The organism is Streptomyces sp. DSM 40868 (genome assembly GCF_011820545.1).
Classification (GTDB): domain Bacteria; phylum Actinomycetota; class Actinomycetes; order Streptomycetales; family Streptomycetaceae; genus Streptomyces; species Streptomyces eurythermus.
The window spans coordinates 2,489,359-2,513,910 of the sequence record NZ_CP050504.1; the positions used below are offsets into that span (position 1 = coordinate 2,489,359).

Annotated in this window: 21 protein-coding genes and 3 pseudogenes; 9 read left to right on the top strand and 15 right to left on the bottom strand. The window is 74.1% G+C overall.

Going from position 1 to position 24,552, the window contains the following annotated elements:
* Positions 1–135 precede the first annotated feature (135 nt).
* Together HB370_RS11220 and HB370_RS11225 are read left to right on the top strand one after the other, a co-directional pair.
* Positions 136–921, top strand: a complete 786-nt coding sequence (locus HB370_RS11220; RefSeq protein WP_078637777.1) for an ATP-binding protein — start codon at positions 136–138, stop codon at positions 919–921.
* Between the two features lie 203 nt (positions 922–1,124).
* A complete protein-coding gene (locus tag HB370_RS11225; protein WP_208974385.1) occupies positions 1,125–1,505 on the top strand; it encodes a hypothetical protein in 381 nt (126 codons plus the stop codon).
* A 21-nt stretch (positions 1,506–1,526) separates the two neighbouring features.
* Here HB370_RS11225 and HB370_RS11230 read toward each other — a convergent pair whose 3' ends face one another.
* From HB370_RS11230 to HB370_RS11245, 4 genes are all read right to left on the bottom strand, one after another.
* On the bottom strand, positions 1,527–1,703 hold the full coding sequence (locus HB370_RS11230) for a hypothetical protein (RefSeq protein WP_167345771.1): 177 nt from the start codon (positions 1,701–1,703) through the stop codon (positions 1,527–1,529).
* Between the two features lie 187 nt (positions 1,704–1,890).
* The gene (locus HB370_RS11235) at positions 1,891–2,535 is read right to left on the bottom strand and encodes a DUF899 domain-containing protein (protein ID WP_030792421.1); all 645 of its coding nucleotides are present in this window, start codon (positions 2,533–2,535) and stop codon (positions 1,891–1,893) included.
* A gap of 144 nt (positions 2,536–2,679) precedes the next feature.
* Positions 2,680–4,050 (bottom strand): amidohydrolase, encoded by a 1,371-nt coding sequence (locus HB370_RS11240; protein WP_030792424.1) that lies wholly within the window; start codon positions 4,048–4,050, stop codon positions 2,680–2,682.
* 108 nt (positions 4,051–4,158) lie between these two features.
* Positions 4,159–6,150 carry an FUSC family protein gene (locus HB370_RS11245; protein ID WP_030792427.1) on the bottom strand — a complete coding sequence of 664 codons (1,992 nt, stop codon included), beginning with the start codon at positions 6,148–6,150 and terminating at the stop codon, positions 4,159–4,161.
* 308 nt (positions 6,151–6,458) lie between these two features.
* On the opposite strand from HB370_RS11245, the pseudogene HB370_RS42465 reads away from it, so the two are divergent.
* Positions 6,459–6,857, top strand: a pseudogene (locus HB370_RS42465) (RidA family protein); the annotation flags it as partial.
* Complete coding sequence (locus HB370_RS41855) at positions 6,849–7,316, top strand: GNAT family N-acetyltransferase (RefSeq protein ID WP_244406021.1); 468 nt, start codon at positions 6,849–6,851, stop codon at positions 7,314–7,316. The pseudogene HB370_RS42465 and the gene HB370_RS41855, both read left to right, overlap by 9 nt.
* Here the strand turns inward: HB370_RS41855 and HB370_RS11255 are convergent.
* Together HB370_RS11255 and HB370_RS11260 are read right to left on the bottom strand one after the other, a co-directional pair.
* On the bottom strand, positions 7,298–8,056 hold the full coding sequence (locus tag HB370_RS11255) for an aspartate/glutamate racemase family protein (protein WP_037703040.1): 759 nt from the start codon (positions 8,054–8,056) through the stop codon (positions 7,298–7,300). The genes HB370_RS41855 and HB370_RS11255 overlap by 19 nt on opposite strands.
* A gap of 1 nt (position 8,057) precedes the next feature.
* Positions 8,058–9,515 carry an NCS1 family nucleobase:cation symporter-1 gene (locus tag HB370_RS11260; protein ID WP_030792436.1) on the bottom strand — a complete coding sequence of 486 codons (1,458 nt, stop codon included), beginning with the start codon at positions 9,513–9,515 and terminating at the stop codon, positions 8,058–8,060.
* A 251-nt stretch (positions 9,516–9,766) separates the two neighbouring features.
* Between HB370_RS11260 and HB370_RS11265 the strand changes: the two genes are divergently transcribed.
* The gene (locus HB370_RS11265; protein WP_030792439.1) at positions 9,767–10,441 is read left to right on the top strand and encodes a GntR family transcriptional regulator; all 675 of its coding nucleotides are present in this window, start codon (positions 9,767–9,769) and stop codon (positions 10,439–10,441) included.
* A gap of 19 nt (positions 10,442–10,460) precedes the next feature.
* On the opposite strand, the gene HB370_RS11270 is transcribed toward HB370_RS11265, so the two are convergent.
* Complete coding sequence (locus tag HB370_RS11270) at positions 10,461–11,156, bottom strand: uracil-DNA glycosylase (RefSeq protein ID WP_030792442.1); 696 nt, start codon at positions 11,154–11,156, stop codon at positions 10,461–10,463.
* A gap of 141 nt (positions 11,157–11,297) precedes the next feature.
* On the opposite strand from HB370_RS11270, the gene HB370_RS11275 reads away from it, so the two are divergent.
* Positions 11,298–12,002: an RNA-binding S4 domain-containing protein gene (locus HB370_RS11275; protein WP_030792445.1), complete on the top strand. Its 705-nt coding sequence runs from the start codon at positions 11,298–11,300 to the stop codon at positions 12,000–12,002.
* Positions 12,003–12,602: 600 nt separating this feature from the next.
* Here HB370_RS11275 and HB370_RS11280 read toward each other — a convergent pair.
* Positions 12,603–13,283: a class I SAM-dependent methyltransferase gene (locus HB370_RS11280; protein ID WP_037703070.1), complete on the bottom strand. Its 681-nt coding sequence runs from the start codon at positions 13,281–13,283 to the stop codon at positions 12,603–12,605.
* Positions 13,284–13,497: 214 nt separating this feature from the next.
* Here HB370_RS11280 and HB370_RS11285 point away from each other — a divergent pair, with 214 nt between their 5' ends.
* On the top strand, positions 13,498–13,836 hold the full coding sequence (locus HB370_RS11285) for a DUF6343 family protein (protein WP_078637778.1): 339 nt from the start codon (positions 13,498–13,500) through the stop codon (positions 13,834–13,836).
* Positions 13,837–13,898: 62 nt separating this feature from the next.
* Here the strand turns inward: HB370_RS11285 and HB370_RS11290 are convergent, their stop codons facing one another.
* From HB370_RS11290 to rpsA, 4 genes are all read right to left on the bottom strand, one after another.
* A complete protein-coding gene (locus tag HB370_RS11290) occupies positions 13,899–14,279 on the bottom strand; it encodes a tetratricopeptide repeat protein (protein WP_030792454.1) in 381 nt (126 codons plus the stop codon).
* 49 nt (positions 14,280–14,328) lie between these two features.
* Positions 14,329–14,946 (bottom strand): dephospho-CoA kinase, encoded by a 618-nt coding sequence (gene coaE / locus HB370_RS11295; protein ID WP_030792457.1) that lies wholly within the window; start codon positions 14,944–14,946, stop codon positions 14,329–14,331.
* Between the two features lie 68 nt (positions 14,947–15,014).
* On the bottom strand, positions 15,015–15,953 hold the full coding sequence (locus HB370_RS11300; protein ID WP_030792460.1) for a PAC2 family protein: 939 nt from the start codon (positions 15,951–15,953) through the stop codon (positions 15,015–15,017).
* A gap of 339 nt (positions 15,954–16,292) precedes the next feature.
* On the bottom strand, positions 16,293–17,789 hold the full coding sequence (gene rpsA, locus HB370_RS11305) for a 30S ribosomal protein S1 (RefSeq protein WP_030792463.1): 1,497 nt from the start codon (positions 17,787–17,789) through the stop codon (positions 16,293–16,295).
* Positions 17,790–18,155: 366 nt separating this feature from the next.
* On the opposite strand from rpsA, the gene HB370_RS11310 reads away from it, so the two are divergent.
* Complete coding sequence (locus tag HB370_RS11310) at positions 18,156–18,992, top strand: class I SAM-dependent methyltransferase (protein WP_030792466.1); 837 nt, start codon at positions 18,156–18,158, stop codon at positions 18,990–18,992.
* A gap of 116 nt (positions 18,993–19,108) precedes the next feature.
* The gene (hrpB, locus tag HB370_RS11315) at positions 19,109–21,622 is read left to right on the top strand and encodes an ATP-dependent helicase HrpB (RefSeq protein WP_030792469.1); all 2,514 of its coding nucleotides are present in this window, start codon (positions 19,109–19,111) and stop codon (positions 21,620–21,622) included.
* Here the strand turns inward: hrpB and HB370_RS11320 are convergent.
* The 3 genes and pseudogenes from HB370_RS11320 to HB370_RS11330 all read right to left on the bottom strand — a co-directional run.
* Positions 21,612–22,269: pseudogene (locus tag HB370_RS11320) on the bottom strand (porin PorA family protein); the annotation flags it as partial. The gene hrpB and the pseudogene HB370_RS11320 overlap by 11 nt on opposite strands.
* Before the next feature lie 62 nt (positions 22,270–22,331).
* Positions 22,332–22,463, bottom strand: a pseudogene (locus HB370_RS42675) (SPW_0924 family protein); the annotation flags it as partial.
* 156 nt (positions 22,464–22,619) lie between these two features.
* Complete coding sequence (locus HB370_RS11330; RefSeq protein ID WP_030792472.1) at positions 22,620–24,383, bottom strand: lytic murein transglycosylase; 1,764 nt, start codon at positions 24,381–24,383, stop codon at positions 22,620–22,622.
* Between the last annotated feature and the right edge of the window lie 169 nt (positions 24,384–24,552).

Sequence of the window (24,552 nt, forward strand, 5' to 3'; positions counted from 1 at the left end):
GGCCCGATCTCCGACGACTCCAATTGGCGCCGCGCGAGGAACTGTTGCGAGCAGTGTGCCACGCTCCCTGACAGAGTCCACAACACTCTGCATTTTTCAGAGTGACTCTTGCCAAGTGTCCGCGACGGGGCGATAGTGGCAGGCGTGATTCCGTCCGCGCCTTTAGGAACAGACGCCGCCGCCGGCCGTACCGGTCTCGGCGCCGAGGGGGGCATCCCCGCGCGAGCCGGTTCGGGCCTGATGGAGGGGGCACCCCTCCAGGGAGGCGCCGCCGGACGCAGGTTCCGTTTCGAGCTGGCCGCACATCCGGGTTCCGTCGCCCAGGCGAGACGTCTGACCCAGGCCCGGCTGTCCGGCTGGGCGGTCTGCGCGGACACCTGTGACAGCGCGGCCCTGGTCATATCCGAGCTGGTCACCAACGCCATCGTGCACACCGCGAGCAGCCGGGTCGTGTGCGAGCTGCACGACCACGACGACATGGTGCGCATAGCCGTCCGAGACGAGGGCTGTGCTCCTGGCGAACCCCACCCGTCCCCGCAGCGGCCCGACGAGGAGCACGGGAGGGGGTTGCTTCTCGTCGACGCGCTGTGCCGGGCCTGGGGCGCCCAGGAGCACGGCCCCGGCCTGCTGGTCTGGGCCGAACTGCCGCGCGGCACCGACTCCGCCCAGGAGGCGGACACCGCCCAGGACGCGCCCGAGCCGCGCGCCGACCTGGGCTGGGGCGCCCGCCCCAAGCCGGGCCGCACCGAGGACTCCGGGGAGGACCAGCAGTCCGCGGCGGAGCGGTACCTGCGGGAGTCGGGGCGGTACGACGGCGACGCCCTCCACGCCGAGCGACACCCGCACACGGCGTCGGCGGAACAGCCGGCGGAACGCCCGTGCCGCACGCCCGAGCAGCGTCGTCACCGGGAGTGGCCGTGACGGGCGCCGTCGGCGCCGGGCGGACCGGCGACGCCGCGACCGGGGACGCCGGAACCGGTGCCGGGGCCGACTCCCATGCCTGTACGGGGTCCCATGCCGGTGCCAGTTCCCACGCCGGTGCCGGACCCCGCTCCCGTACCGCTGCCGGTGCGGGTGCCGGTGCCGGTCCGCAGGGCGCCTTCGGCTTGGACACGCTCGTCCGGATGCAACGCCGGCGGTCGGCCCCGGACCAGGACGCGGGTCAGCCGCTGTCGCTGCCGGACGGCATGACCGCGCCGCTCGGCTGGGACGCCGTGGCCGTGCCCGACCGGCTGGGCCCGCTCGTCGTACCCAGGCTGCCGCGGGTCGGCTGCGTGTACACCGACGGCTCCCAGTGGTGGTGGATCGTGCCGTCGGACTCCGACTACGCCCTGCCCTGGCCGTCACCGGCCCGCTACACCACGGGTGCCCTGGTCACCGGCACCGCCCGGCTGATCCACCGCCCGGCGGGCACGGTCCCGTACACCCCGCCGATCCCGCTCTACCTGGCCCTGTGCCGGGTGACGGGTACGGCTCCGGACTGGTCACGGGCCTCGTCGGCGTAACCTCCCGCACGCCCGACCGCCTCACTCGAACGGCTCGGCGCCGCGGACGATCACCAGGAACGCGTCCGTCGCGAGGTCCATGACGACCTCGGCGGGCATGCCTTCCAGCCGTCGCGCGTGCGCGAACTCCTCCGCGGGCCAGGAGCCGCGCGGACCACCGGCGGGAAAGCGTTCGAGCACCCTTCGCCCGTTCACCATCTCGACCTCCAGAAGCGTCGTACGTGCAAGGAGTCAACGCTCTGGAGAACGCCCTGGAGAGGAGAACGCCTCGCCCGGTGACGGTACTGAGACCTAGCCGACACCGGTTGGGCGCGGACCGTGAGGATCCGTTCACCTGCTGACACGAACCGCACGTTCCGTGTCAGCACCGGCGGTACCTCCCGTGTCAGTAGTCGTACTCGTCGTGCAGCCGCAGCCGGTCGCTGCCGGCGGGGTTGCGGCCGAGCGCGGTCAGGTCGAGCAGGGCCGCGGTGGTGCCCAGCACGTCCAGCCCGTCGTCGTACAGCGAGTAGGTGTGGAAGACCCGGTCGTGGTCGCGCAGGAAGCAGCTGACGCCCGCGCGTTCGACCAGTTCGCCGTCCGCCTCGACGGTGGCCTCGAAGTCGCGGTTGAAGTCGCTGTGCGCCGAGGAGTACCAGGGCACCGCCCAGCCCATCCGCGCCTTGAACGGCAGGATCCGGGTGAACGGTGCCCGGGAGACGGCCGCGAAGGAGGTGTTGCGGGCGCGCAGGTGGGCGAGGTGGCCGACCTGGTCCAGGAAGGCCGCGCAGCACGGGCAGCCGGTCTCCCACTCCGGCGCGAACATGAAGTGGTGGACGACGAGCTGGGCCCGGCCCTCGAAGAGGTCCAGGAGGGTGGCCTTGCCGTCGCCGCCCTCGAAGACGTACTCCGGGTCGACCTCGACCATGGGCAGCCCCCGGCGCTCGGCGTCCAGGGCCTCGCGCGCCTGCCTGACGGCCTCCTCCTTGCGCCGCAACTCCTCGCGCGCCGCGCGCCACCGCTCACGCGAGACGATCTCCGGAAACGACATGAGCCCTCCTGTCCGACGGTCGGTCCGAGGGTGGTGACCGTCGGCGCGCGCGGAACTCATCGCCGCGAAGGGGAAGTTTTTCGGCCAGTCTCACCGGGCTCCGATGCCACCGGCGTTCCACCGGGCGGCGGGCTCGGGCGGGGCTCAGGTGTCGTACTCCTGGACGCGCCGTCCATGGCCGCGCGCGGTCAGCCCGGGCAGCCGCCGCGTCAACTCCCGTACGACGTCTTCCACGTCGAGGGTGAGCAGTACGCGGTCCCGCATCAGGACGCGGCCGTCCACGATCGTCGTACGGACGTCGGCCGCGCGGGCGCTGTGCACCAGGGTGGCGGCGAGGTCGTGGACCGGCTGGGTGTGCGGGCCGGTGAGGTCGACGAGGACGATGTCGGCGCGCCGGCCGGGCGCGAGGGAACCGATCCGGTCCCCGAGACCGACCGCGCGGGCGCTCTGCGAGGTGGCGTGGTGCAGGGCCTGCCGGGCGGTCAGCCAGCGCGGGTCGCCCTCGGCGTACTTCTGGACCAGGGACGTCAGCGCCATCGCCTCCCACACGTCGAGGGAGTTGTTGGAGGCGGCGCCGTCCGTGGCGAGGCCGACGGGGACGCCGGCCGCGCGCAGGGCCCGCACCGGAGTGGTCGTCGGCCAGGCGAACTTCAGGTAGCCGCGGGGCGCGGTGGCCACCGCCGTACGGCCGCCGGTGCGTTCCAGCAGCGGCAGGTCCCGCTCCAGGATGCCGGTGCCGTGGGCGATGAGCAGGTCGGTGCCCAGCAGGCCGGTGCGGTCCAGGATCTCGATGGGGGTGCGGCCGTGCCGGGCCAGGCTGGTCTCGGTCTGGCCGCGGTTCTCGGCGGCGTGGATGTGGACGGGCAGGCCGTGCGCGCGGGCGAGTTCAGCGGTGGCGGTGAGGTCGGTGTCGGTCACGGTGTAGGGGGCGTGCGGGGCGAGGGCGGTGGTGACGCGGCCGCCGGCGGCGCCGCGCCGGCGGAGCGCGAACTCCAGCGACGCCTCCCGGCCCCGGGGCCCCTGGCCGGAGAAGTAGACCTGCCCGAGGTGGGCGCGCAGGCCGCACTCGGCGACGACATCGGCGACCGTGTCCATGTGGAAGTAGTGGTCGGCGAAGCAGGTCACCCCGCCCCGGATCATCTCGGCGCAGGCCAGCCGCGCCCCCAGGGCCACGTCCCGTTCGGTGAGGTTGGTCTCGACGGGCCAGACGACGTCGTTGAACCACTCATCCGTCGGCAGGTCCTCGGCGAGCCCGCGCAGGGCCACCATCGGGGCGTGTGTATGGCAGTTGATCAGGCCGGGCAGCGCGACCTGCCCGCGCGCCTCGATCCGTGTCACGGCCGGCAGGTCCCGGGCGGCGGCGGCCGTGGTGACCGCGTCGATCACCCCGTCACGGAGGACGATCGCGGCGTCCTCGCGGAATCCGATCCGTTCCGCGTCGTCGTGCACCAGGACGGCACAGCCGGTGACGACGAGGTCGGCGCGGGAGTCGCCCGGGGTCCCAACGGCACTCATGCGGCCAACGTACGCCCGGTACGGCCACGTCGGCTCGGTCACGTCGGTTCGGTACGGCCACGTCGGCTCAGTCCCGTCGGTTCGGTACGGCTCGACGGCTCGGTACGGCTACGCCGCGACGGGCAGCGGTACCCGTAGGCCCCCTCGCTCCAGCCGCTCCAGCTCCGCCAGTGCCTCGCGCAGCCGCCGGAGGTGCCGAGGGGTGAGCCGCCCGGTGTCGTCGAGGTGCACGGCGCAGGCCGTGGTGGTGTCCACGAGCCGTTCCAGCGCCTCGGCGACGGCGTCCGTGCCCTCCGTGTGCCGGGCCAGCGCGGGCAGTTCGGCGGCGGCGTGCGAGATGGCGGTCCGGGCCTCGGCGAGGGTCCGGTACGCCTCCCGGCGCAACGCCCACCGCTCGGCGCGGTCGCCGGACTCACCGAACGACGCCCGCCGCTCGGCGCGACCACCGGGCTCGCCGGACAGCAGCCGCCCCTCCGCCCGGTCACCGTGCCCGGGCGGGCCGAGGACGTGCAGCAGGTAGGCGTGTGCCGCGCCGCCGGCCGCCGCGAGCCGGTCGCGTACCCCGCCGCCCCGCTCCCCCGGCATCGGCAGGTGTCCCACGACCAGCACGAGCGCACAGGCCAGCAGGGTCTCGCCGATCCGGCCGGCCGAGGCCTGCGGTTCGCCACCGGCCATGATCAGGGCGAGGACGAGGACGGTCACGACGGCGGTGAGTGCCGCGAAGTGCCGGGTGGCGACCGGGATGAGCGCGCCGCACACCGCCACCAGCGCGATCAGTCCGGCCGGGCGGGGCAGCAGCGCGGCGAGCCCGGCGAAGACCAGGGCGCCGAGGACGGTGCCGGCGGCCCGGCACAGCACCCGGGAGGCGAGCGGGCCGAGGTCGGGCTTGACGAGGAAGACGGCGGTGGCGGGCAGCCAGTACCAGTGCGTGTGCGGCCCGTACCAGCGGGCGTGGTGCAGGGCCTGGGCGATGGCCGCGCTGGCGCCGAAGCAGAGGGCGACGCGCAGACCGTACTCCCGCCCGCCGGCGCCGAACGCGGCCCGCAGCGCCCGGCGCGGGCCCCGGCGCCGGACCGTCAGTCCGCGGTGGGCGCCCTCGCCCCGGTCGAAGGCCTCGGCGGCGCGCAGCAGGGCGTCGTCCAGGGCGCGCAGGGCGGGGAGCACGGGCGGTGCCCCGGGGGCGCGGAGCCGGCCGGAGGGCAGGTGCGGGGCGGGCAGCGGGCCGGGGCCGGCGTCGGCGCGGACGGCCGCGGCGAGCCGCCGGGGCCCCTGTGCCGCCCGCGCCGGCACCGGCTCCCCCGCCCAGCACAGGGCGGTGGCGGCCTCGGCGAGGGGCAGCGCCGCGGCGAACCGCGCGTGCAGCCGGCGTTCGGCGGCGCAGGCGGGGCGGCCGCGCAGCCGGGGTCCGGCGAGGGCGTCCTGGGCGTGGTCGAGCGCGGCGGTCAGCGCGGCCCGCCGGGCGGTGGCGTGCGCGCCGCCCGCGGCTTCGACGAGCGCGGCGATCGCGTCGTACACGCCGGCGACCGCGGCCCGCTCCCCGTCGAACCGGAAGTCCCCGGCGAGCGAGCCCGGGGTGGGCAGGACGAGCCGCAGCACGAGCAGCCAGCCGGCCCCGGCGAGGAAGGCGAGGGCGCGCTGCCAGCCGGGGTCGGCCGCGGGCATGCCGGCGCCGATCGCCGCGGCGACGAGCAGCTGGGTGCCGGCGGCGGAGGCGACGGGCCCGACGGCGCTGATGCCGCCGGCGGCCAGGCCCAGCGCGGTGAGCACCAGGGTCAGCGGTACGGCGGTCAGCCCCTGCCCCGCGTACGTTCCCGCGAGCAGCCCGGCCGCCCCGGCCGACGCGGGTACGCCGAGGCGACGCACGGAGGCCCGCCGGCCGCCCGGCCGGTCGTTGATGCCCGCGAGCATGGCGCCGATGGCCGCGAGCACCCCGAGGGCCGTCCGGCCGAGGAGCATCCCGGCGAGCAGCGACGGCCCGGCGGCCAGGGCGCCCCGGCACACCGCGTTCCAGGGGACGGGTTCGCGCTGGGCGCGGAAGGCGTGGGCGAGCCAGGGGGGTACGGCGGGCAGGGCGGGCCGGGACACGGGGCTCCTGTTCATTCGAGGGCGGGGGTGGGCCTTCGGACGACGGTGGCCGGTGGAGGTGGCTCCACGGTAGATCGCGTTCCCCACGCGAACGGAACGCTCACGTTTCGCCCGTGTGAAACCTGCCGGGACGGCCGTTTTCTTTATGAACGCAATGCCCGGAGGCCTCCTCGCCTTCAGAAGCACGCCTTTCGTGCCGCGACACCCCGACGGCTCCTTGGCGTCGTCGATACGGCCTCCTGGGCGTCGTCAATTCGGATGCGGGCGAGGCCGGGCGGGCCGGATGATCGGGCCTCTGTCCGCCGCCCCCTAGGAGCCGCCTCGTGATCCGGCGTGTGACCGCCCCCGCCCTGTTCCCTCCGCCCGTCTACTCCCACGCCTCGGTCGTCGAGGCGGGCACGAAGCTCGCGTTCCTCGCCGGGGCGGTGCCGCTGACCGCCGACGGGGAACTGGTGGGGCCGGGGGACCCCGTGCGCCAGGCAGAGCAGGTGATCGCCAATCTGCGCGAGCAGCTGCGGGCCGTCGGCAGCGATCTGGAGCATGTGCTGACGACGGACGTGTACGTGGTCGGCGACGACACCGCGGCGCTGTCCGCGGTGTGGCGGGTGGTGGAGTCCTCGGGGCTGAGCGCGGGCCCGCACTCCTCCACGCTGCTCGGCGTGAGCTGCCTCGGCTACCCCGGCCAGCTCGTGGAGATCACGGCCACCGCCGTGGTGCCGGAGCCGGCGGCGGACCCGGTCGTGCTGCGCCGTGCCGTGCCGGCCGACGCCCGTGCCGTCGCCGACGTCTATCTGCGGTCCTTCGGCGCCGCGCTGCCGACCGTCGTCCGCCCGCGCACCGACGACGAGGTCCGGGACTACATCCGTGAGGTCGTGGTGCCGGCACGGGAGACCTGGGTGGCGGAGGCGGCCGGCGCCGGTGTGGTCGGCCTGATGGTGCTGGACGGGGAGGTGCTGGACCAGCTGTACCTGGACCCCGAGTGGCGGGGCCGGGGCATCGGGGACCGGTTCGTCGCGCTGGCCAAGGAACGCAGCCCGGGCGGGCTGACCCTGTGGACGTTCCAGGTGAACGAGCCCGCCCACCGCTTCTACGAGCGGCACGGCTTCACCGCCGTGGCGTTCACCGACGGCAGCCGCAACGAGGAGCGCGAACCGGACGTCCGCTACGACTGGCGGCCCTGAGCCGTCCCTCCCCGGCCGGGTGCCGTGGGACGCCCCCATGCCCGGTGTTTGGGCAGCGGCTTGGCGTAGCCGCCCGCGCGGCTCGTGGTCAGGCCGAGTGCCACGAGGGACTCGGCGAGCTTGACCGCCGCCCCGACGCCGTCGACCACCGGCAGCCCGAGCTTCCGCGCCACCGTCCCCTCCAGCCCGGTCATCCCGGCGCAGCCCAGGATCAGCACCTCGGCGCCGGCGTCCCGGGCGCGTCCGGCGGCGGCGAGGAACGCGGTCTCGGTCCGGGCCGGGTCCGCGGCGAGGTCGAGCACGCCGAGGCCGGTGCCGACGACGGCGGCGCAGTTGCGGGCCACGCCCGCGGTCTCCAGGCTGTCCTCGATCTGGCCGCGGGACCGGTCGAGGGTGGTGACGACGCCGTAGCGGCGCCCGAGGAGACAGGCGAGGTGGGCCGCGGCCTCGGTGATGTCCACCACGGGTACGTCCACCAGTTCCCGTACGCCCTCCCGCCCGTGCTCCCCGAACCCGGCCAGCACCACCGCGTCGCAGGGCGGGCCGTCGTAGGTGCGCAGCGCGTCGAGGACGGCGGCGGCGGACAGGTAGCTGTCCAGCCAGCCCTCGGCGGACTCGGGTCCCCAGGCGGGGGTCAGTCCGGTCACGGTGGTGTCCGGGCCCGCGGCGGCACGGGCGCCGCGGACGATGTCCTCGGTCATCTCGCGGGTGGTGTTGCAGTTGGTGACGACGATCCGCACGTCAGCCCTCCTGTCCCGCCGCCGCGCGCTCCCGGCGGCACAGCGCCGCGTACAGACCGGCGGCGAGCGCCGTGCCGATGAACCAGGAGTACGGGGACACCGCGCCGAAGCTCCGCACGAGCGCGAGGACGGCGGCGACCGCGGCGGACGGCAGGAACGCCCACAGCGCCTTGGGGTTGACGCCCTTGCGGTAGTGGTACGGGGTGCCGGGCCGGGCGTCGAACAGCGCGTCCACGTCGATCCTGCCGCGCTTGACCCAGTAGTAGTCGACCATGATCACGCCGAACAGCGGGCCCAGGAAGGCGCCGAGGCCGCCGAGGAAGTAGTTGACGACGGCCGGGTTGGAGAAGAGGTTCCAGGGGGTGACCACCAGGGCCGCCACCGTGCTGATCATCCCGCCGGCCTTGAAGGTGATCCTGCGCGGCCAGACGTTGGCCAGGTCGTACGCCGGGGAGACGAAGTTGGCGACGATGTTGACGCCCATCGTGGCGATGGCGAAGGTCAGCGCGGCGACGACGAGCACCCAGGTGTTGCCCACCCTTGCGACCAGCTCCGCCGGGTCGGTGATGGCCTCGCCGAACGCCTCCAGGGAGCCCGCCGTGACGATCACCGAGACGACCACGAACGCCGTGGAGTTGACGGGCAGGCCCCAGAAGTTGCCGCGCCGGACGGTCCGTTGGTCGGGCGCGAAGCGGGAGAAGTCGCAGAAGTTGAGCATCAGGGTGCCGTAGGTGGCCAGGATCAGGCCGATCGCGCCGAACCACTGCCGCCACTGCTCGCCGGCCGTGACCGGGTGCGGGGTGGCGGTGAGCGGGATGTGCCAGTGGGCCTCGGCGAGCACCCAGACGGCCAGCGCGATCATCACCAGCCAGATCGCCGGACCGCAGAAGTCCTGGAACCGGCGCACCGCTTCCATGCCCCGGCTGATGATCAGCGCCTGGAGGAGCCAGAGCGAGACGAAGGAGATCCAGCCGAGCGCGTCCAGGCCGAGGAAGGAGGGGCGCGTGAGCGACTGAAGGCCCGGCCAGGCGGCCAGCAGCATGACGTTGACGGCGACGGAGGCCAGATAGGTCTGGATGCCGTACCACATGATGGCGATCACGGCCCGGATCAGCGCCGGGATGTTGGCGCCCCAGACGCCGAAGCTGATGCGGCTGACGACGGGGAAGGGCACCCCGTGCCGCTGGCCGATCCTGCCCATCCCGTTCATGCCCGCGTAGATGAGCACGAAGCCGACGAGGAGGGAGGTGAGGACCTGCCAGACGTTCAGGCCGAGGACCAGCAGGCCGGCGGCGAAAGTGTAGTTGCCGAGGTTGTGGACGTCGGACATCCACAGGGCGAACAGGTCGAAGACCTTCCAGTTCCGCTGTTTCGCGGGGGCGAGGTCCTCGTTGACGAGGCGGGGGTCGGGGACGGACGCGGCGGCGCCGGTGGCGGTGGCGCGGTCGGCGAGGGACACGGGGCCTCCAGGGTCGCGGGGACGGAGGACGGCGGTTTCCCGGCGGTCTTCCCGGCGCGTTTCCTTGCGTGCCGGGCGAGGTTTTGTGTGCCGGGCGAGGTTCCTTGTGTGCCGGGCGGTTTTCCTTGAGTGCCGGACGAGCGCGTTTGGTATACCAAACTGCCGTCATGGTCTCGCCGTCAAGCGTCCGGACCGATGTCGTCGCCGTTACGGCCCGGTAAAAGACCCCCGCCGTCGGCGAAGATGGGCCCATGAGCCCCACGACGGGCCCCGGACGGGCCAAGACCGAACCCCTGGGCGCGGTGCGTGAGCGCGTCCTGGCGAGCCTGCGGGAGGACATCATCGCCGGGCGCCTCGGGCCCGGCGACCGGCTCGTGGAGCGGGAACTGGCCGAGCGGTTCGGGGTCTCGCGGGTGCCGGTGCGCGAGGCCATCCGGGCCCTGGTCGCCGAGGGTTTCGTCCTCTTCGAGTCGGCCCGCCGCACCGTCGTGCGCCGGCTCACCCCGGCCGACGTCCGCGAACTCTTCGAGTTGCGCGAGGCGTTGGAGGTGTACGCGGCGGGTCTGGCGGCGGCCCGGGCGACCCCGCGGGACCTGGCGGAGCTACGGGACCTGCTCGGCCGGGCGGCCCGGGCGACCGAGGCGGGGGACGCCGAGGCGATCACGGACGTCAACACGCGCTTCCACGACCGGGTCCTCGCCATGGCCGGCAACGGCCTGCTGATCTCGGTGATGGAACCGGTCGACGGCCGCCTGCGCTGGCTCACCCGGCGCAACGAGGAGTGGCCCCAACTCCTCGCCGAGCACCGGGAACTGTACGAGGCCATCGCCTCCGGCGACCCGGACCGGGCCCGCGCACACGCGCTCGGCCACGTCCGCGCCAACTACCGCTCGACGGTACGGCACCTGTTCGGCGAGGAGGGCTGAGCGCGGCCGTGCCGGTCCCTCACGGCAGCCCGGCCGCGTCCGCCGCCGTGCGCAGGACCTCCCGCAGCATCTCGGCGGTGAGCCGGCCGGTGAAGGTGTTGCGCTGGCTGACGTGGAAGCAGCCGAAGAGGTCCAGGCCGTCCAGCGCGACCCGGGCGCCGTGGCCGAAGGCGGGGCGGGGGCGGGGCACCGTCCAGCCGGCCGCCGCGAACGCGGGCAGCGCGGCCTGCCAGCCGAAGGCACCGAGGACGACGGCGGCCCGCAGCGTCGGCCGGAGCACCGTCAGTTCCTGGACCAGCCAGGGACGGCAGGTGTCGCGCTCGCCCGGGGTCGGCTTGTTGGCGGGCGGCGCGCAGTGCACCGGCGCCGTGACCCGCACGCCGTACAGCTCGAGACCGTCGTCCGCGCTGACGGACGTGGGCTGGGAGGCCAGCCCCACGTCGTACAGCGCCTGGTAGAGCACGTCCCCGGAACGGTCGCCGGTGAACATCCGGCCGGTGCGGTTGCCGCCGTGCGCGGCCGGGGCGAGCCCGATGATCACCAGCCGGGCGTCGGCGGGGCCGAAGCCGGGCACCGGCCGCCCCCAGTACGTCCAGTCGGCGAACGCGGCCCGTTTCGTACGGGCCACCTCCTCCCGCCACTCGACCAGCCGGGGACAGGCCCGGCACCCGGCGACGCGCCGGTCCAGCCGGTCGAGGGCGCTGGTGTTGTCCATACGGTCACCGTAAGCCTGAGGGTGTGGGTTGACGGGGTGGGGCGGAGGCGAGGCAGCGAGGCGGGCCGGGTGCGCGGGTGCCCGGGTGAGCACCGGGAAAACGCTTCCGGGTCGGTGGCCCCTGCGCGTTAAGGTCGGGGCATGGCTTCCGAGGATGCGGACGAGAACGTGGACCGTGGGACCGGCGAGGAGGCGGGCGCGCCGGACGAGGCGGCGTCCGCCGCCCCCGCCGCGCAGCCGCTCGACCCCAAGGTCGCCGCCGCGGTGGCCGCGGCCGAGGCCGCCGGGCCGGCGGGCGGCGAGACCGTCCGCGTCGACAGCTGGATCTGGGCCGTCCGTCTGATCAAGACCCGCTCCCTCGGCGCCACCGCCTGCCGGGGCGGGCATGTGCGGGTGAACGGCGAGCGGGTGAAGCCCGCCTACTCCGTGCGCGTCGGTGACGAGGTACGGCTGCGGCACGAGGGCCGGGAACGGGTCGTGATCGTCAAGCGCCTGATCCGCAAGCGGGTCGGGGCGCCCGTGGCCGCGCAGTGCTACATCGACAACTCCCCTCCGCCGCCGCCCCGCGAGGCCGTCGCCCCCGTCGCCCTCCGCGACCGGGGCGCCGGCCGCCCCACCAAGCGCGACCGCCGCGAACTCGAACGCCTCCGCGGCCTGGCCCTCGGCACCCCCACCGGCTTCGCCGGCCCCAGCCCGTCCTCCGGCCGAGGCGGACAGGGCGGCGCGGGCGGCTCGGGTCCGGGTGGCACGGGCACGGGCACGGGCACGGGCAGCCGCAAGGGTACGGGCGGACCGGGCGGCCGTGGGAGATCGGCCGGCCGTGGCGGGCCGGAGGGCCGTGGCTAGTCGGGGACAGGCCCGGCACCGGCGGCCGACCGGGCAGCGCCCGCCGTCCCCCGCACGGCCGGCGAGTTGACGTCCCGGGCGGAGTTCCGCAGGACCGGTCAGCGGCAGTACCGGCGGCAGTCCCAGGGGCGGTGAGCCGACGGGCCCGGCGCATCACCCCACGGGCGGTGTGCCGACGGGCCCGGCGCATCACCCCACGGGCGGTGTGCCGACGGCCCGGCGGGTCACCCCACGGCCGGGACGCCGACGGCCCGGGGGCGCCCGCCCAGCGCCAGTGAGCCGACGGGCCCGGCAGTCACCCGCTGGCCGACGCGCCGACGGACCCGGCGGTCCCCCGCACGGCTGCCGAGCCGACGGCTGCGGGCTGTCCCCTACGACCGGTGAGCCGACAGCCCCGGCGCCCCTCACAGTCGGCGAACCGACGGACCCAGTAGCAGGCCCCACGGCTGGCGAACCGGCGAACAGGCACGGAACCGGCGGACCCCGGGGCGTCCCCCGCCGGCGAACGGACGGACTCGAGGGTCTCCCCACCGGTGAGCCGACGGGCCCGGCCGCCTGGCCCGTCCCCTGTCGTCGGCCCGGTCAGGGCGGCCGCCCAGGTCACCCCACCGGCACCGCCCTCACCCATGTCCCGTCCGGGGTCAGATACCTGTCGGCCCTCAGTCCCGCCTCCGCCAGCGCCGACTCGAACTGCTCCTTCGTCAGGGGCCTGGACAGGAAGGTCTGGGTCCAGACCGCGTCCGGGAACACATACTCCGCGTGGACCGAGTGGACGCCCTCTCCGGCCGGCTCGACCGAGGTGATCCGGACGGTGAAGCCGCTCGGATCGACCCGCTCCCTGGGCACGTTGGTGTGGTAGTCCGAGCCCTCCCGCTGGATGAGCACGCAGCCGCCCTCCGCCACATGCCGGACGCAGGTACGCAGCAAGCCCCTGCGCACCTCCTCGTCACCGGCGTGCACCAGGAACGACGCGAGCATCACCACGTCGAACGTCTCGCCCAGGTCCAGGGTCTCGATGGGACCGCATATCGTGCGCGCCCCGCGGACCCGGGCCAGCATGTCGGCGGACTCGTCCACCGCCGTGACCGTGAAGCCGCGCTCCAGCAGCGCATGCGTCACCCGGCCGACCCCGCTGCCCAGCTCCAGGATGTGCGCCCCGGCCGGCACCGCGGCGGCGATGACGTCCGGCTCGTCCCCCACCGGCAGCCGTGCGTACAGTTCGACCGCGCAGCCGTCCGGGGTGATCGCCCCCGGGCCCGTGCCCTCGTATCCCTCACGCATCTCGATCCTCATGCCCGGACAACGGCCCACGCCCGTACACCCGTTCCCCCTCTCCTCCGATTCACTCCTTCGAGTCATTCAGGCCGGAACGGGAACCATCCGAGCCCGACGCACCGGGGCTCGACCCCTGCGGATGCCGGGCCGGGTCGGGCCGTTCCGCGTGGTGGTGCGGGTCGGCGTCGAAGAGTACGTTGCAAGGAGGAGTGGTGGTCCGATGCGTACGGGCAGTGAACCGGCGACCGCGCGCAGTGCCCTGCGGGCGCGGTTCTGGCTGAGCGTGTGGGGGGTGGGCTGGACGGCCCTCGGCACGCTGGCCTTCGTGCTGGCCGGGCGGCCGGGCTGGGCTGCGGCGTGCGCGGCGCTGTGGCTGGTGACCACCGTCGACCTGGCCGTGGTCCTGCGGCACATCCGGCAGGGCCCGCACTACCAGCCGGGCCGTGACGTACCGCCGTACCAGCCGCCGGAGGACGGACCGCCGTACCCGGGCCCGCCGGGGCACCACCCTCCGGGCGGACGGCCGTACCGGAGACGGCCCGGCCCCCGGCACCCGTGAGCGAGCGGGACGGGCACTCCCCTGCCCCGGCCGAGCGGGCACACCGTCGGCGCCGCCCGGCGTCACGCGTCGAAGCGCGCCGCCTTCAGGTACCGCGGGTTGGGGTCCAGCGCGGCGGCCAGCCGGAAGTGCCGTTTGGCCTGGTCGGGGCGGCCCTGGCGTTCGTAGGTGCGGGCCAGGGCGAAGTGCGCGAACGCGTTGTCCGGCTCGCGTTCCAGCACGATGGTGAACTCCAGCTCGGCGGGACGCAGTTGGGCCGCGGCGAAGAAGGCACGCGCGCGCAGCAGCCGGGCCGCCGTGTTCTCGGGGTGCGCGGCGATGACTCCGTCGAGCAGCTTCACCGCGCCCCGCGGGTCCCGCGCGTTGAGCAGTTGCTCGGCGGCACGGAAGTCGATGACATGCGTTTCCGGAGTACGTCCGGTGGAACCGCTGGTCTCGGGCACGGCTGAGTCCTTCCCTTGCTCCAGCGGTTCAACGCCCCCGAGCGGTCGGCTATTCCGCGCCGGCGCTCCCCTGCCGCGCCCGGCGGGCGAGGTCGTCCCACACCTCGGCGACCCGCTTGCGCAAGGCGTCCAGGGGGACGTCGTTGTCGATGACGATGTCCGCGATCTCCCGGCGCTGCTCACGCGTCGCCTGCGCGGCCATACGCGCGCGTGCGTCCTCCTCGGTCATCCCGCGCAGCCGTACCAGCCGGTCGAGCTGGGTCTCGGGACTCGCGTCCACGACGATCACGACGTCGTAGAGCGGTGCGAGACCGTTCTCGGTGAGCAGGGGGACGTCGTGGACCACCACGGCGTCCTCGGGCACGGCGCTCTCCAGCTCACGGGAGCGGTCCCGGACCAGAGGGTGCACGATCGAGTTGAGGACGGCGAGCTTCTCCGGGTCGGCGAACACGATCGAGCCGAGCCGGGGCCGGTCCAGGCTGCCGTCGGCGGCGAGGATGTCCGGGCCGAAGGCGTCGGCCACGGCGGCGAGGCCCGGGGTGCCGGGCGCCACGACCTCGCGGGCGATGCGGTCCGCGTCGATCAGGACGGCCCCGTGCTCCACGAGCAGCCGCGACACCTCGCTCTTGCCGGCGCCGATCCCGCCGGTCAGGCCCACTGTCAGCATGAGCGGAAGCCTAGACGCTCAGCCAAGGGGCCGTTGCGGCAGGTGCCGGCCGGCGCCCGCTCCCCGCCTCAGTTGTCGCCCTCCCGCTCCGCCAGGAACTTCTCGAACTCCCGCCCGATCTCGTCGGCCGACGGGATCTCCACGGGCTCGGCCAGCATGTTGCCCCGGGTCTCGGCGCCCGCCGCCGCGTCGTACTGGTGCTCGAGTCCCTGGACGAGCGCGGTCAGTTCCTCGTCGCCTTCCCGGATCTGCCGGTCGATCTCGGTCTGGGTGCGGTGGGCGTCCGTGCGCAGCGCGTGGGCCACGCCGGGCAGCACCAGACCGGTGGCGGCCGTGACGGCCTCCAGTACGGTCAGCGCGGCGTCCGGGTACGGGGAGCGGGCGATGTAGTGCGGGACGTGCGCGGCGACGCCCAGGACGTCGTGGCCGGCCTCCATGAGGCGGTACTCGACCAGGGACTCGGCGCTGCCGGGCACCTGTGCCTCGTCGAAGGGGCTGCGGTGGCCGGGGACGAGGTCGGTGCGGTTGCCGTGCGGGGTCAGGCCCACCGGGCGGGTGTGCGGGACGCCCATGGGGATGCCGTGGAAGTTCACGGACAGGCGCACGCCGAGCCGTTCCACGATCTGCCGCACCGCCGCCGCGAAGCGCTCCCACTCCACGTCCGGTTCGGGACCGGACAGCAGCAGGAAGGGGGCACCGGTGGTGTCCTGGACGAGGTGGACCTCTATGGCCGGGGTCTCGTAGCCGGTCCAGCGGTCCCGCTTGAAGGTCAGCAGGGGCCGGCGGGCCCGGTAGTCCACGAGCCGGTCGTGGTCGAAACGGGCCACGACCTGGTGGGGCAGTGAGTCGAGCAGCCGGTCGACGATCTGGTCGCCGGTCTCACCCGCGTCGATGTATCCGTCGAAGTGGTAGAGCATGACAAGGCCGGCCGACTCCTGGGCGAGCGCCATGTCCACCACGGCGAGGCCCTTCGGCTCCCATGCGTACAAACCCTGCGGATCAAGCACTGTGACCGCTCCTCCTCGTGTTCGTCATGGACAACGCACCCCGGAACAGCGGAATTCCCGCCACACGCCGCTCGTCGGTGATCTCCTGCGGGGCGGCGTCTTGACGGCCTGTCACATGGTCACGACACCGGGAACGACGGCCGGGCATGGGCGAGGGCGTGTGCGTGGACACCGCCAACACGCTGAAACGTGACTCGCCAGGGGCGCGGGGAACCGCGCGCCAAGCCACGACGGACCCGCGGCCGAACCGGGACCGCACCCACCCGGAAAACCCTGAAGGGCCGTACCTCGAAAGGTACGGCCCCTCAGCGACTATCGGCTAAGCCTCAGCGGCAGCGATCAGCTCTGGCCGCCGGCCAGCTTCTCGCGCAGCGCGGCCAGCGCCTCGTCCGAGGCCAGCGCACCGGAGGTGTCCGCGCCCTCGGAGGAGTACGAACCGCCACCCGCGGCCGGAGCCGCACCGGCGGCGTCGCCACCCTCGGCAGCGGCCTGGGCGTCCGCCTCGCGGGACTTGATGACCTGCTGCTGGTGCTGCTCGAAGCGGGACTGCGCCTCGGCGTACTGGCGCTCCCACTCCTCGCGCTGCTTCTCGTAGCCCGGCAGCCAGTCGTTGGTCTCCGGGTCGAAGCCCTCGGGGTAGATGTAGTTGCCCTGGTCGTCGTAGGACGCGGCCATGCCGTACAGGGTCGGGTCGAACTCGACCGCCGTCGGGTCGGCACCGAAGGACTCGTTGGCCTGCTTCAGCGAGAGGCTGATGCGGCGACGCTCGAGGTCGATGTCGATGACCTTGACGAAGATCTCGTCGTTGACCTGGACGACCTGCTCCGGGATCTCCACGTGGCGCTCGGCCAGCTCGGAGATGTGGACCAGACCCTCGATGCCCTCGTCCACGCGGACGAACGCACCGAACGGCACCAGCTTCGTGACCTTGCCGGGCACGACCTGGCCGATCTGGTGGGTGCGGGCGAACTGCTGCCACGGGTCTTCCTGGGTCGCCTTCAGCGACAGGGAGACGCGCTCGCGGTCCATGTCGACGTCGAGAACCTCGACGGTGACCTCCTGGCCGACCTCGACAACCTCGGACGGGTGGTCGATGTGCTTCCAGGACAGCTCGGAGACGTGGACCAGACCGTCGACGCCACCCAGGTCCACGAAGGCACCGAAGTTGACGATCGAGGAGACCACACCGGAGCGGACCTGACCCTTCTGGAGGGTCGTGAGGAACGTCTGGCGGACCTCGGACTGGGTCTGCTCCAGCCAGGCACGGCGGGACAGGACCACGTTGTTGCGGTTCTTGTCCAGCTCGATGATCTTGGCCTCGAGCTCCTTGCCGACGTACGGCTGGAGGTCGCGGACACGGCGCATCTCGACGAGGGAGGCCGGCAGGAAGCCACGGAGGCCGATGTCGAGGATGAGACCACCCTTGACGACCTCGATGACGGTACCGGTGACGATGCCGTCCTCTTCCTTGATCTTCTCGATGGTGCCCCAGGCACGCTCGTACTGGGCGCGCTTCTTCGAGAGGATCAGGCGGCCTTCCTTGTCCTCCTTCTGGAGGACCAGGGCCTCGATCTCGTCGCCCACGGCGACGACCTCGTTCGGGTCGACATCGTGCTTGATCGAGAGCTCGCGGCTCGGGATGACACCTTCGGTCTTGTAACCGATGTCGAGCAGGACCTCGTCCCGGTCGACCTTCACGATGACGCCGTCGACGATGTCGCCGTCGTTGAAGTACTTGATCGTCTCGTCGATCGCTGCGAGGAATGCTTCCTCGTTACCGATGTCGTTGACCGCTACCTGCGGGGTGGTGGCGGTGGTCTCGGTGCTGCTCGTCATGTGGGAAAGGGCTCCGGTACGGACATTGAAGTCGTAGGTACTGCTTACGCCGGGAGCCCGTTTCGCTCTGCAGAAGCCGGACAGCCAAGGAAGCGCCCCACCATTACTGGTGATGGCGCCTCGACAACCGAGGGGACATACAACAGATGCGAGCGCAGCCTGCTACGTCTGAGGTGCGCAGGCCCGCAGCGCAACTTGTAGCATACGGGGGCAGCCGGACAGGGTCAATGCGCGACGGCGGACACCCGGGGCGGATCGCCGCATTTCCGGCGGAGAAATCGCGTCAGCGGGCCGCACGGGGCCGTGGGAACCCTCCCATGCGGGCCCCTCGGGCGGGCTGGACGGAAGAGTACGACGAGGGAGCCGATCATCCAAGAGCCGGAAGCGCACGACCCCCAGTGGTCCGAAGGGTTCGAGCCGGAGGCCACCCGGCGTGACGCGGACGTCACGGAGAGTTCGCGGGCCAACCGGGGCTGGTGGGACCGGAACGCGGACGAGTACCAGACCGAGCACGGCACCTTCCTCGGTGACGACCGCTTCGTGTGGGGCCCGGAGGGCCTGGACGAGGTGGAGGCCGGGCTGCTCGGCCGGCCGGAGGAGCTGAAGGGCAGGGACGTCCTGGAGATCGGCGCGGGCGCGGCGCAGTGCGCGCGCTGGCTGGCCGCCCAGGGCGCGCGGCCGGTGGCCCTGGACCTCTCGCACCGCCAGCTCCAGCACGCGCTGCGGATCGGCGGGGCCTTCCCGCTGGTCTGCGCCGACGCCGGCGCGCTGCCCTTCGCGGACGGCTCCTTCGACCTGGCGTGCTCCGCGTACGGGGCGCTGCCGTTCGTGGCCGACCCGCGGCTGGTGCTGCGCGAGGTGCGCCGGGTGCTGCGGCCGGGCGGACGGTTCGTGTTCTCGGTGACGCATCCGATCCGCTGGGCGTTCCCGGACGAGCCGGGCCCCGAGGGCCTGTCGGTGTCCGCGTCCTACTTCGACCGCACGCCCTATGTGGAACAGGACGAGCACGGCCGCGCGGTGTACGTGGAGCATCACAGGACGCTCGGCGACCGGGTGCGGGACATCGTGGCGTCCGGCTTCCGGCTGGTGGACCTGGTGGAGCCGGAGTGGCCGGCGTGGAACACCTCGGAGTGGGGCGGCTGGTCGCCCCTGCGCGGGAACCTGATCCCGGGCACGGCGATCTTCGTGTGCGAGCGGGACTGAAGCCGTCCGAAAACGACCCACGGAAGTCACCTGATCACCGCGTGTGATCACCGCGTGTGTTTGTAGGTCCGACGCGCGCGTGGAGGCCGTTTTTCCCGTCGTACGACACTGGTGGCGTGATCCGTTACGACGCTCTGGACGCGCTGCCCGTGCGCTCCGCCCTGCCCGCCCTGACCGACGCCCTGGAGGGCGAGGGGACCGCCGTGCTGGTGGCGCCGCCCGGCACCGGCAAGACCACGCTGGTGCCCCTCGTGCTCGCGGGGCTGGTGGGCGACGGTCCGGCGCGGCGGGTCGTGGTGGCCGAGCCGCGGCGGATCGCGGCGCGGGCGGCGGCCCGGCGCATGGCGTGGCTGCTGGGCGAGCGGCCGGGCGAGAGCGTCGGCTTCACGGTGCGCGGCGAGCGGGTGGTGGGGCGGCACACGCGCGTGGAGGTCGTGACGACCGGCGTCCTGCTCCAGCGGCTCCAGCGCGACCAGGAGCTGGCCGGGGTGGACGTGGTGGTCCTGGACGAGTGCCATGAGCGGCATCTGGACGCCGACACGGTGGCCGCGTTCCTGTGGGACGTGCGGCAGGCGCTGCGGCCGGAGCTGCGGCTGGTGGCCGCGTCGGCGACCACGGACGCCGAGGGGTGGGCGCGGCTGCTCGGCGGGGCACCGGTGGTGGAGGCGACGGGGGCGGCGCATCCGGTGGAGGTGGTGTGGGCGCCGCCGGCCCGGCCGCTGCGGCCGCCGCACGGGATGCGGGTGGATCCGGCGCTGCCGGCGCATGTGGCGTCGGTGGTGCGGCGGGCGCTGGCCGAGCGGGAGGGGGACGTGCTGTGCTTCCTGCCCGGCGTGGGCGAGATCGCGCGGGTGGCGGGGCTGCTCGGGGAGCTCGGCGGGGTGGAGGTGCTCCAGGTGCACGGGCGGGCTCCGGCGGCGGTGCAGGACGCGGTGCTGTCGGCCGGGGAGCGGCGCCGGGTGGTGCTGGCGACGTCCGTGGCGGAGTCGTCGCTGACCGTGCCCGGGGTGCGGGTGGTGGTCGACTCGGGGCTGGCCCGGGAACCGCGGGTGGATCACGCGCGCGGGCTGAGCGGGCTGACCACCGTGCGGGCCTCGCGGGCGGCCGGGCGGCAGCGGGCGGGCCGGGCCGGGCGTGAGGCGCCGGGGGTGGTGTACCGGTGCTGGGCTCAGGCCGAGGACGCCCGGCTGCCGGCTTTTCCGGCGCCGGAGATCAAGGTGGCCGATCTGACCTCGTTCGCCCTTCAGGCGGCCTGCTGGGGCGATCCGGACGCCTCCGGGCTGGCGCTGCTCGATCCGCCGCCGGGCGGGGCGATGGCGGCGGCCCGCTCCGTGCTGACGGCGGTCGGAGCGGTGGACCGCGCCGGGCGGGCCACGGAGACCGGCGCGCGGCTGGCCCGGCTGGGCGTGCACCCCCGGCTGGGGCGGGCGCTGCTGGACACGGGCGGGGAGGGGGCGCCGGTGGTCGCGCTGCTCTCCGAGGAGGTGCCGCGGGAGTACGGCGACGACCTGGCGGGCGCGCTGCGGCGGGCCCGGGCAGGCGGTGACGCCTACGGCGCGCGGTGGGCCGCGGAAGTACGGCGGCTGCGTGCCGTCTCGGCCGGGTCCGCCGAGCCGCCCGCGCGGGACGGGGCCGTCCGGGTCGGTCCGGGCACCGGTGACGACCGGCTCGCGGGGCTGGTCGCCGCCCTGGCGTTCCCCGAGCGGGTGGCCAGGCTCGACGGGGGGTCGTATCTCATGGCGTCCGGGACCCGGGTCGAGCCGGCCGAGGGGTCGGGGCTGCGGGGGGCGCCGTGGATCGTGGTCGCCGTCGCCGACCGGCCCGCGGGGAAGGGGCACGCGCGCGTGCGGCTCGGCGCGGTCGTCGACGAGGACGTGGCGCGGGCCGCCGCCGGGGCCCTGCTCGGTGAGCGGGACGAGGTGCGCTGGGCCGGCGGGGACGTCGTGGCCCGGCACGTCGAGCGGCTGGGGGCGATCGAGCTGGCCGTACGCCCCCTGAAGGACGCCGGCCCCGCGCTTGTCCGCGCCGCCCTGCTCGACGGGCTCCGGGAGGAGGGGCTCGGGCTGCTGCGCTGGTCACCGGAGGCGCTGGGGCTGCGGCAGCGGCTGGCGTTCCTGCGGACGCACCTCGGGGAGCCCTGGCCGGACGTGTCGGACGACGCGCTGCACGCGCGCGTGGACGAGTGGCTGGAGCCGGAGCTGGGCCGGGCCCGGCGGCGGGCCGATCTCGCCCGGATCGACGCGGGGCAGGCACTGGCCCGGCTGCTGCCATGGGCGAGCGGGGAAGCGGCCCGGCTGGAGGAGCTGGCGCCCGAGCGGATCACCGTGCCGAGCGGGTCCCGGATCCGGATCGACTACCGGGACCCGGAGCGGCCGGTGCTCGCCGTGAAGCTCCAGGAGCTGTTCGGGCTGCGGGAGACGCCGGCCGTGGCGGGTGTGCCGCTGCTGGTGCACCTGCTCTCCCCCGCCGGGCGGCCCGCCGCCGTCACGGCCGATCTCGCCTCCTTCTGGGCGGACGGTTACCGGGCCGTGCGGGCGGAGCTGCGCGGCCGGTACCCCAAGCATCCGTGGCCCGAGGACCCGGCGGCCGCCGAGCCCACCCGGTACACCAACGCGCGGCTCAGGCGCTGACCGGTGCGGGCTCCTCGGGCCGGGCGGGTGCCGGGCCCCGGGGACGCCGGGCGCGGGCAGCCAGCCAGAGGGAGAGGGCGAGGAGCAGCAGGCCGAGGCCGAGGGAGCCCCGGGGGCGTACGAGGTGAGGGCCAGGACGAGGGTGCGGTTGTGCTTGACCATGGCGACCGTGTGGGTGATGTAGTCCCCCCGCGTCTTCACGTGCCCGGCGAACGCGGTGACCTTGGCGCGGCCGCCGAGCAGGGTGCCGCCGCGCAGTTCCCCGCGGTGGATCTCCTCGCCGTGGACCGGCGCTCCGGTGACCGGTTCGGCCCAGAACCTGCGGACCGTGGAGTACCAGCGGGTGGTGCCGGTCCCGGCGACGGTCTCCGGGTGGTGCCCCGCACGGGCATGGTCTTCGGCATGCGGACCTCGGTCCAGGGGACGGTCTGCTCGAAGCGGTAGACCGTCAGGCCGCGGAAGGTCCGGGTGCCGCGGTGGTGGATGGGGCTGGTGGCGCGGGTCCGGGCGTCGAAGATGTACCGTTCGGGCACCTTGGAGACCGTCTTGCCGTCGGGGCCCTGGACGTAGGACAGGCTGTCCCAGACGATGACGGGCCGTCCCGCCGTCCCCTCGATCCGCCGCGCGGCCTCCACCTTCCCCTCGAGGGCGAGCAGGACCAGGCTTGCCGTGCGGCGCATGGCGGCTCCCTCCCGGACGGGCGCGGCCAGGGGTGTGCCGGCACCGTCGTCAGCAGCGGTCCGGGGGATGTCCGGCCCGACGGCCGGCCCAGTGCGCTGATCGCGAGGACCAGGGCGAACGCGAGGGCGAGACCGGTCGCGGCGGCGATCCGGGCGCGCATGCGGGGCCTCCCTGCGGACGACTGGCCCCCACATTGACGATCCGTCAGATCCGGCACCGTGGCGACGCGCGGGCGAGATGAGAACAGGGTCGCGCACGGGCGAGGGCGCCCTCCCCGGTGAGCGGGGAGGGCGCCCTGGTGGTGTGCCGCGCGGGCTCAGGAGGAGGCGGACGGGTTCGGGGCGGGGCTGCCCGAGGAGGTGGACGGCTCCGGCGTGGGAACGGCCGGGGAACCCGCTTCCACCGTCAGCGGCACGGTGAGCGTCGCGCCGCCCGCGGTGGTGACGCGGAGCAGGAAGGTGCCGGTGGTGTCGTCGGCGTACAGCTTGGGCAGCGTGAGCAGGCCCTTCGCGTCCGTCCGGAGCCCGGTGAGGGAGCGTACGGGCTTTCCGGTGGCGTCCTTGAAGTAGGGGCCCTTGTCGTTCGGCGTGGCGTCGAGGAGGGACTTGACCACGGTGGCGGTGGCCGCGACCTTGCCCGCGGCGGCGCCCCGGTACGTCGCCTTCACCTGCACCTGCCCGGCGAACTCGCCGCCCGCGGCGCAGATCAGCGGGTCGGTGCCGGTGCGGGCCAGGGCGTCGGCGACGCGCTCGGTGACGGTCGCCGTGTAGTCGACGCCCTTGACCTGACGGCCCACCACGGCCGCGGTCACCTTGAAGTCGCCCGTCTTCTCCCCGGCCTGGAGCGGCGGGGCGAGCGCGACGCCCTTGGCGTCGGTGGCGACCGTCGCGACGGTCTCGCCGCCGGCGAAGGTGGCGTCGGTGTCGCCGGTGAGCGTGAACCTGATCCTGACCTTGGCGACGGACTTGCCGACCTTGGTCTCGGCACGCACGCCGATCCGCTCGGTGAAGGCGTCACCGGCCATCGCGGTGAGCTTCCCGGTGCCCGTGCCCGTCAGGTGGTCCACGAGGTCGGTGGGCGTCTCCGGGGGCTTCGGCGCGGGCGTCGGCGGGACGGGCGGCTTCGGCGTGGGGGGCTTGGGGCCGGGCGTCTCCTTGCCGCCGTTGCCGTCGCCGGGTTCGTGGGGCTTCGGGGCCGGCTTGGGCGTCGGCGGCTGGGTCGGGCGCGGGGACGGGACGCGGTGGGTGCCCTCGTCGCTGCGGTGCTCCGGGACGCCACCGGTGCCGTCGGGGACGGTGTGGGCGCCCTTGCGGTAGTACTCCATCCAGTTCAGGACCAGGGCGAGGTAGTCCTGCGAGTTGTTGTAGCTGAGGATCGCGCTGTGCAGGTCGGCCTCGCGGGACAGGTCCCAGTCGTTGCGGCACAGGTAGTGGCCCGCGGCGAGCGCGGCGTCGTAGATGTTGTTCGGGTCCTTCTTGCCGTCGCCGTTGCCGTCACGGCCGGCCCAGGCCCAGGTGGACGGGATGAACTGCATGGGCCCGACGGCCTGGTCGTAGCTGCTGTTGCCGTCGTACGCGCCGCCGTCGGTGTCGGGTATGAGCGCGAAACCGTTGCCGTCGAGCTGCGGGCCCAGGATCCGGTGCAGGGTGGTGCCGTCGGCGTCGACCTGGCCGCCGCGGGCCTGCCCGGACTCGACGTTGCCGATGGCGGCCAGCAGTTCCCAGGGCATGTTGCAGCCGGGCTTGGAGGTGCGCAGTTCGGCCGCGGCCTTCTTGTAGGCGTCGAGGACCGTCGCCGGAATGCCCGCCTCCGCGTCGCCCCGGGAGACGGGCGTACCGACGGGGGCCGAGGGACCGGGCTCGGGACTCTTCAGCGGCGGGAGGTCCGTGTAGTACGGCGAGTTGCCGGTGGCGCCGCCGGTGCCGTCCGGGACGGAGTCGGTGGCTCCGGCCGTCGCGGGTCTGTGGTCCTCGCCGGCCACTCCCGGAGCCTGGGACGCGGAGAGAGCCGCGACCGCCGCCGCGGCCACGGCGGTGCTCGCCGCTCCCTTGCGCAGTCGCCTGCCGAAATGCGCCGCCATAGAGTGAACCCCTCCCATGGACGCCCGCGCGTCCTTCTCCGTCGCCGCCTGCCTCGCTCTGGTGTGACGGTTGACCCGGTGCTCTGGTTGCCCCTGTTCCGTCATCGCGTCCGAGCGTCGTGTGTGTCACCGCGCGCCCGGCAAGGGGGCCCTGGTGACCCTACGACAA

What these genes read in the sequence shown, in the direction of transcription:
- HB370_RS11225 (WP_208974385.1), top strand. Translation starts at nt 1,125, where the DNA reads ATGCAACGCCGGCGGTCGGCCCCGGACCAGGACGCGGGTCAGCCGCTG.
- HB370_RS11230 (WP_167345771.1), bottom strand. Translation starts at nt 1,703, where the DNA reads ATGGTGAACGGGCGAAGGGTGCTCGAACGCTTTCCCGCCGGTGGTCCG.
- HB370_RS11235 (WP_030792421.1), bottom strand. Translation starts at nt 2,535, where the DNA reads ATGTCGTTTCCGGAGATCGTCTCGCGTGAGCGGTGGCGCGCGGCGCGC.
- HB370_RS11240 (WP_030792424.1), bottom strand. Translation starts at nt 4,050, where the DNA reads ATGAGTGCCGTTGGGACCCCGGGCGACTCCCGCGCCGACCTCGTCGTC.
- HB370_RS11245 (WP_030792427.1), bottom strand. Translation starts at nt 6,150, where the DNA reads ATGAACAGGAGCCCCGTGTCCCGGCCCGCCCTGCCCGCCGTACCCCCC.
- HB370_RS11265 (WP_030792439.1), top strand. Translation starts at nt 9,767, where the DNA reads ATGAGCCCCACGACGGGCCCCGGACGGGCCAAGACCGAACCCCTGGGC.
- HB370_RS11270 (WP_030792442.1), bottom strand. Translation starts at nt 11,156, where the DNA reads ATGGACAACACCAGCGCCCTCGACCGGCTGGACCGGCGCGTCGCCGGG.
- HB370_RS11275 (WP_030792445.1), top strand. Translation starts at nt 11,298, where the DNA reads ATGGCTTCCGAGGATGCGGACGAGAACGTGGACCGTGGGACCGGCGAG.
- HB370_RS11280 (WP_037703070.1), bottom strand. Translation starts at nt 13,283, where the DNA reads ATGCGTGAGGGATACGAGGGCACGGGCCCGGGGGCGATCACCCCGGAC.
- HB370_RS11285 (WP_078637778.1), top strand. Translation starts at nt 13,498, where the DNA reads ATGCGTACGGGCAGTGAACCGGCGACCGCGCGCAGTGCCCTGCGGGCG.
- coaE (WP_030792457.1), bottom strand. Translation starts at nt 14,946, where the DNA reads ATGCTGACAGTGGGCCTGACCGGCGGGATCGGCGCCGGCAAGAGCGAG.
- rpsA (WP_030792463.1), bottom strand. Translation starts at nt 17,789, where the DNA reads ATGACGAGCAGCACCGAGACCACCGCCACCACCCCGCAGGTAGCGGTC.
- HB370_RS11330 (WP_030792472.1), bottom strand. Translation starts at nt 24,383, where the DNA reads ATGGCGGCGCATTTCGGCAGGCGACTGCGCAAGGGAGCGGCGAGCACC.